Source organism: Actinomadura sp. BRA 177 (genome assembly GCF_013372625.1).
In the GTDB taxonomy this organism is placed as follows: Bacteria; Actinomycetota; Actinomycetes; order Streptosporangiales; family Streptosporangiaceae; genus Spirillospora.
Genome location: NZ_JABXFD010000058.1, coordinates 1 through 5,565, shown reverse-complemented (window position 1 = coordinate 5,565; position 5,565 = coordinate 1). Strand labels below are relative to the sequence as shown.

Genomic DNA, 5,565 nt, shown 5'->3' with positions numbered 1-5,565 from the left:
CGTAGGGCGGGACGCCGCGGAACGCTCTGGGGCCCGTGCGGGCGTCTCGGGGGCCGGTGCCGGCTCCGGTTCGGCCTCCGCCTCGGCCTGTGGCGCGGGTTCCGGTTCCGGTTCCGGCTCGGTGGCCGGTTCGGTCGGCGCGGTCTGCTTGGCGCCGCCGGTCGGGGCGATCCGGGCGATCGGGGCGCCGATCGCGGCGGACTCGCCCTCCGGCACCAGGATCTCTTCGAGCACGCCGGCCTCGTAGGCCTCGTACTCCATGACCGCCTTGTCGGTCTCGATGTCGACGATGACGTCGCCGACCGCGACCTCGTCCCCCGGCTTCTTCTGCCAGGAGCTGATGACGCCCTCCTCCATCGTGTCGGAGAGGCGCGGCATGAGAATTTCGGTCATGAAACGGTCTCCAACGAGTGGCCGGTGGCGCGGAGCGTGTCGCGGACGGCGGTGAGCAGGGACTCGGCGGACGGCAGCGCCACCGACTCCAGGGACTTGGCGTAGGGCAGCGGCACCTCGGCCATCGCGACGCGGCGGACCGGCGCGTCCAGCCAGTCGAACGCGCCCTCCTGGATGGTCGCGGCGATCTCGGCGCCGATGCCGTAGGTGAGCCAGTCGTCCTCGGCGACGACGGCGCAGCCCGTCTTGCGGACGGAGTCCACGATCGTCTGCCGGTCCAGCGGGCGCAGGCTGCGCAGGTCGACGACCTCCGCGGACACGCCCTCGGCGGCGAGCTTCTCGGCGACCTCGCCGGCGACGCGCGCCATCCGCGAGTAGCCGATGATCGTGATGTCGGTGCCCTCCCGGGTGACGCCGGCGCGGCCGATCTCGGCGGGCTCGATGTCCTCGACCGGGGCGGGCAGCTCGGCCTTGGTGTTGTAGAGGGCGAGGTTCTCCAGGAACAGCACCGGGTCGTCGTCGCGGATCGCGGCCTTCAGCATCGCGGACGCCTCGGCGGGCGTGGACGGCGCGACGACCTTCAGCCCCGGGATGAACGAGTAGAACAGCTCGACGTTCTGCGAGTGGGTGGCGCCGAGCTGCTGCCCGCCGCCGCCCGGCGTGCGGATCACCATCGGGACGCTGGACTGCCCGCCGAACATGCCGTAGATCTTCGCGGCGTGGTTGACGATCTGGTCCAGCGCCAGCAGCGAGAAGTTGATCGTCATGATCTCCACGACCGGGCGGAGACCGAGCATCGCGGCGCCGATCGCGGCGCCGACGAACCCCTCCTCGGCGATCGGGGTGTCGCGGACGCGCTTCGGCCCGAACTCCTTCAGCAGCCCCTCGGTGATCTTGTAGGAGCCCTCGAAGAGCCCGATCTCCTCGCCCAGCAGCAGGATGTTCTCGTCCCGCAGCATCTCGACGCGGAGCGTGTCCCGGAGGGCCTGGCGGTAGGTCACGGTTGCCATGGGGGTGCCTCTCAGGAACGGAATACGGGGTCGGCGGGGAACCGGCGGAGGTCGCCCGGGACCGGGGTGGCGTAGGTGTAGTCGAACAGCGTGGAGACCTCGGGCTCGGGGCTCTCGTCGGCGAACTTCGCGGCCTCGTCGACCTCGGCGGTGACCTCGGCGTCGAGCCGGTCGCGGTCCTCGTGGGAGAGGAACCCGGCCTCCTCCAGGTCCAGCGCCATCTTGGCGAGGGGGTCGGCGGCCTTCAGCGCGTCCTTCTCCTCCTTGGTCCGGTAGCGGGCCGGGTCGACGACCGAGTGCCCCTTCAGCCGGGGGCTGACCGTCTCCAGCAGGTACGGCTTGCTCTGCGACCGGGCGCGCTCGACGGCGGCGCGCGCGGCGTCCCGCACCGCGACGACGTCGGCGCCGTCCACGCGGGCGCTCTCCATCCGGTAGGCGGCGCCCCGCTTGTACAGCTCGGGTTCGGCGCTGGACTTGTCCACGGTGGTGCCCATACCCAGGCCGTTGTTGATCACAACGAAGACGATGGGCAGGTCCCACAGGGCCGCGATGTTCAGCGACTCGTGGAACGCGCCGATCGCGGCCGTCCCGTCGCCCATCTGGCACATGACGATCTCGTCGCCGCCCTTGTAGGAGACGGCGAGCGCCGCGCCGGTCGCGAGCGGGAGCTGACCGCCGACGATGCCGTACCCGCCGAGCATCCGCTTCTCGGCGTCGAACAGGTGCATCGACCCGCCCCACCCCTTGGACACTCCGGTGGACCGCCCGTACAACTCGGCCATGACGCGGTCGGCGCCGATGCCCTTGGCGATGGCGTAGCCGTGGTCGCGGTAGTTGGTGAACAGGTAGTCGTCGGGACGCAGCGCGGTCATCAGCCCGACGACCGTGGCCTCCTCGCCGAGGTTCAGGTGGCAGTAGCCGCCGATCTTGGCCTCGGTGTAGGCGCGGGCGGCCCGCTCCTCGAACCGCCTGATCAGCAGCATCTGCCGGTAGTAGCCGACGAGCGTCTCGGCGTCCTCCGCCGGGGGCTTCGGCGGCGTCGCGGCGGTGCCGGGCTCCGCGCCCTTGCCGCGCGTTCTCCGGCCTCGCGCCGGAGCGGCCTTGACGTTCTCAGCCATCGGCGACCTTCCTCTGTCCGGGGCAGCGTCGTAGGATCGCCACAACACTCCCGATCATCATTGATCTATGATCGATCATATTCCACGGAGTCAGGATTCGCCTACCCCATCACGAGGTACTTACCCGTCGTGGCGCTACGATCGAGTTTCGTGAATACGCCCGCCCAGCTGCTGCGCACCGGACTCGCCGACCAGATCCGGGAGTTCATCGTGGAGGGCATCAGCGCGGGCCGGTGGGAGCCGGGCGAGCGCATCGTCGAACGCCGGATCGCGGCCGAGCTGGGGGTCAGCCAGGGGCCGGTGCGCGAGGCGCTCCGCCAGCTGGAGGCGCAGCGGCTGATCGAGTCGCTGCCGAACCGCGGCGCCCGCGTCCGCGAGTTCACCGAGCGCGACCTCGCCGAGATCTTCCCCGTCCGGGCCGGGCTGGAGCGGACGGCCGTGGAGCTGGCGCTGCCCCGCCTCGCCGGCTGCGTGGACGCGCTGGAGGAGCACAACGACCGGCTGGCCGCGGCGGCGCGGGACGGCGACCTGCAGGAGCAGATGCGGCTCAGCATCGCCTTCCACCGCGAGATCGTCGAGACGGCCGGGAACCGGCTGCTCGTCTCGGTCTGGGAGGGCCTCGGCATCGAGCTGTGGACGACCCTGTCCCTGCGCCTGCACCAGACGGAGATCTACTCCAAGTCGGCCGAGCACGCCGAGCTGATCGAGGCGTTCCGCCGCGGCGACCCCGAGGCGCCGCAGCTGCTGCACGACCACGTCATGAACTACGCCCCGTGACTACTCTGTCGAGCGGTACGCCTTCGTGAGCTGCGCCTCGGCGTCGTCCAGGTAGGAGCGCAGCTCCCGCTCGGCCGCCGCGACGTCGCCCTCCGCGATCAGGTCGTAGAGCCGCCGGTTGCGGGCGAGGTACGGCTCGTGGAACTCGCGCGGCGAGCCCATCTCGTGGAAGACGAGCCGCATCTCGGCGAGCAGGTGCTGGATCATCTCGTCCACCCGCGGGCTCCCCACCAGCGCGGCGAGGGCCTGGTGGAAGCGGATGTCGGCGGTGCCGACGTGCGGCCAGTCCCCGGCCGCCGCGGCGCCCTCGCCGTCCAGGACCGCCGCCTCCAGCCGGGCGAGGGCCCCGCGCGGGGCGTCCGGCGCGCACCGCACGCCCTCGCACTCCAGGATCCGGCGGACGCGGTACAGGTCGGCGAGCCCGTCGGCGGTCACGCGCCGTACGAACACGCCCCGGTTGAACTCGTGGACGAGCAGCCGTTCCTGGACGAGCAGCCGGAACGCCTCCCGCACGGTGTTGCGGGACACCTTCACCGCGGCGGCCAGCTCCTTCTCGGGCAGCTGCGCCCCGGGGACGAGCCGGCCGTCGGTGATCTGGGCGCGCAGCAGGCCGGCGACCCAGGCGGCGGTGCTCGTGCGGTCCAGGCCGTCCCGCGCCGCCGCGATCTCGTCGAGCCAGGACTCCGCCATCGACCGTCCTCCCGCGTATGTGCGGGGCCAGGGTATCCCATCGCGCGGAAAATCCCTCAACAAGGGGATTGCTGGATTGTTGAACAATCTCTACGCTGGCGGAAAGCCGATCCCAGAAGGGCCACCCCCATGACGGACCGGACCACCCTGGACAAAACCCCGGCACCACCCGCCTCGTCCCGCCGCGGCGCGCTGATCGGCGCCATGTTCCTGATGGCCACCAGCGCCATCGGCCCCGGCTTCATCACCCAGACCACCGTGTTCACCGCCCAGCTCGGCGCCGCGTTCGCGTTCGCGATCGTCGTGTCGGTGCTGGTGGACATCGCGATCCAGCTGAACGTGTGACGCATCGTCGGCGTGTCCGGCATGCGCGCCCAGGAGCTCGGCAACCGCGTCCTGCCCGGCGCCGGCTACGGCCTCGCCGCCCTCGACGTCTTCGGCGGCCTGGTCTTCAACATCGGCAACATCGCCGGCACCGCGCTCGGGCTGAACGCGCTGCTCGGCCTGGACGTCAAGATCGGCGGCGGGATCTCCGCGCTGGTCGCCATCGCGATCTTCCTGATCCGGCGCGCCGGCGTCGCGATGGACCGGATCGTCGTCGTGCTCGGCGGCGTGATGATCCTGCTGACGCTGTACGTGGCGTTCGTGTCCGACCCGCCCCTCGGGGACGCGCTGCGGCAGAGCGTCGCGCCCGAGACCGTCGACTTCCTGGTCATCACCACCCTGATCGGCGGGACGGTCGGCGGCTACATCACCTACGCGGGCGCGCACCGCATGATCGAGTCCGGGCTGACCGGGAGCGAGAACGTCCGGGAGATCAACCGCAGCGCCGTCACCGGCATCCTCATCACCGGCGTGATGCGCGTGCTGCTGTTCCTCGCCGTCCTCGGCGTCGTCGCCGGCGGGTTCACGCTCGCCAAGGAGAACGCCCCGGCGTCGGCGTTCGAGCACGCCGCCGGCGAGGCCGGGCTGCGCGTCTTCGGCCTGATCATGTGGTCGGCCGCGATCACCTCGGTGATCGGCGCGTCCTACACCTCGGTGTCCTTCCTCGTCTCGTTCTCCTCGTTCGTCGAGCGGCACCGCAACCGCCTGGTCGTGGCGTTCATCCTCGTCTCCGCGTCCATCTACCTCGCGATCGGCACCGCCCCGGCCAAGCTGCTCATCCTCGCGGGCGCGCTCAACGGACTGATCCTGCCGTTCGGGCTGGCCGTGCTGCTCTGGGCCGCCGGACGCCGCCGCGACCTGCTCGGCGGCTACCGGTACCCGATCTGGCTCCTCGTCCTCGGCGCCGCCGCCTGGCTGCTGTCCCTCTATCTGGGCTGCCACGCGCTGTCCGAACTCGACGACCTCTGGGGCTGACGGGTGCGGATCCTCCCGAGCGGCGACGCGGCACTGCTGGTCGAACCACCGGACCCGGCGGGCCTGTACGCGGCGCTCGCCGCGTCCCCGCCGGCCGGCGTCACCGACGTCGTCCCGGCGGCCCGGACGCTGACGCTGCTTTCCCCCTTGGCCGCCCGCCAGACTGGTAACTCGGCCATCGTTGGCTTTTCGTCGGCCGTCTTGAGCACTTTCCGTAC

5 protein-coding genes and 2 pseudogenes are annotated in these 5,565 nt (G+C 71.2%); 3 read left to right on the top strand and 4 right to left on the bottom strand.

Going from position 1 to position 5,565, the window contains the following annotated elements:
• The 3 genes from HUX53_RS00570 to pdhA all read right to left on the bottom strand — a co-directional run.
• Nucleotides 1-393, bottom strand: a 393-nt coding sequence (locus HUX53_RS00570; protein ID WP_303623138.1) for a biotin/lipoyl-containing protein, incomplete at its 3' end; no start/stop codon positions are given.
• Nucleotides 390-1,403 (bottom strand): alpha-ketoacid dehydrogenase subunit beta, encoded by a 1,014-nt coding sequence (locus HUX53_RS00565; protein WP_176401193.1) that lies wholly within the window; start codon nt 1,401-1,403, stop codon nt 390-392. The genes HUX53_RS00570 and HUX53_RS00565, both read right to left, overlap by 4 nt.
• Before the next feature lie 11 nt (nt 1,404-1,414).
• The gene (gene pdhA, locus HUX53_RS00560) at nt 1,415-2,521 is read right to left on the bottom strand and encodes a pyruvate dehydrogenase (acetyl-transferring) E1 component subunit alpha (protein ID WP_176401192.1); all 1,107 of its coding nucleotides are present in this window, start codon (nt 2,519-2,521) and stop codon (nt 1,415-1,417) included.
• A gap of 150 nt (nt 2,522-2,671) precedes the next feature.
• On the opposite strand from pdhA, the gene HUX53_RS00555 reads away from it, so the two are divergent.
• Nucleotides 2,672-3,298, top strand: a complete 627-nt coding sequence (locus HUX53_RS00555; protein ID WP_309236979.1) for a GntR family transcriptional regulator — start codon at nt 2,672-2,674, stop codon at nt 3,296-3,298.
• On the opposite strand, the gene HUX53_RS00550 is transcribed toward HUX53_RS00555, so the two are convergent.
• Entirely contained in the window at nt 3,299-3,988 is a 690-nt protein-coding gene (locus HUX53_RS00550; RefSeq protein WP_176401190.1) for a GntR family transcriptional regulator, read from the bottom strand. It abuts the gene before it with no gap.
• Nucleotides 3,989-4,192: 204 nt separating this feature from the next.
• On the opposite strand from HUX53_RS00550, the pseudogene HUX53_RS00545 reads away from it, so the two are divergent.
• Both HUX53_RS00545 and HUX53_RS39770 read left to right on the top strand, forming a co-directional pair.
• Nucleotides 4,193-5,347 (top strand): annotated as a pseudogene (locus tag HUX53_RS00545) (NRAMP family divalent metal transporter).
• Nucleotides 5,348-5,350: 3 nt separating this feature from the next.
• A pseudogene (locus HUX53_RS39770) lies at nt 5,351-5,565 on the top strand (hypothetical protein); the annotation flags it as partial.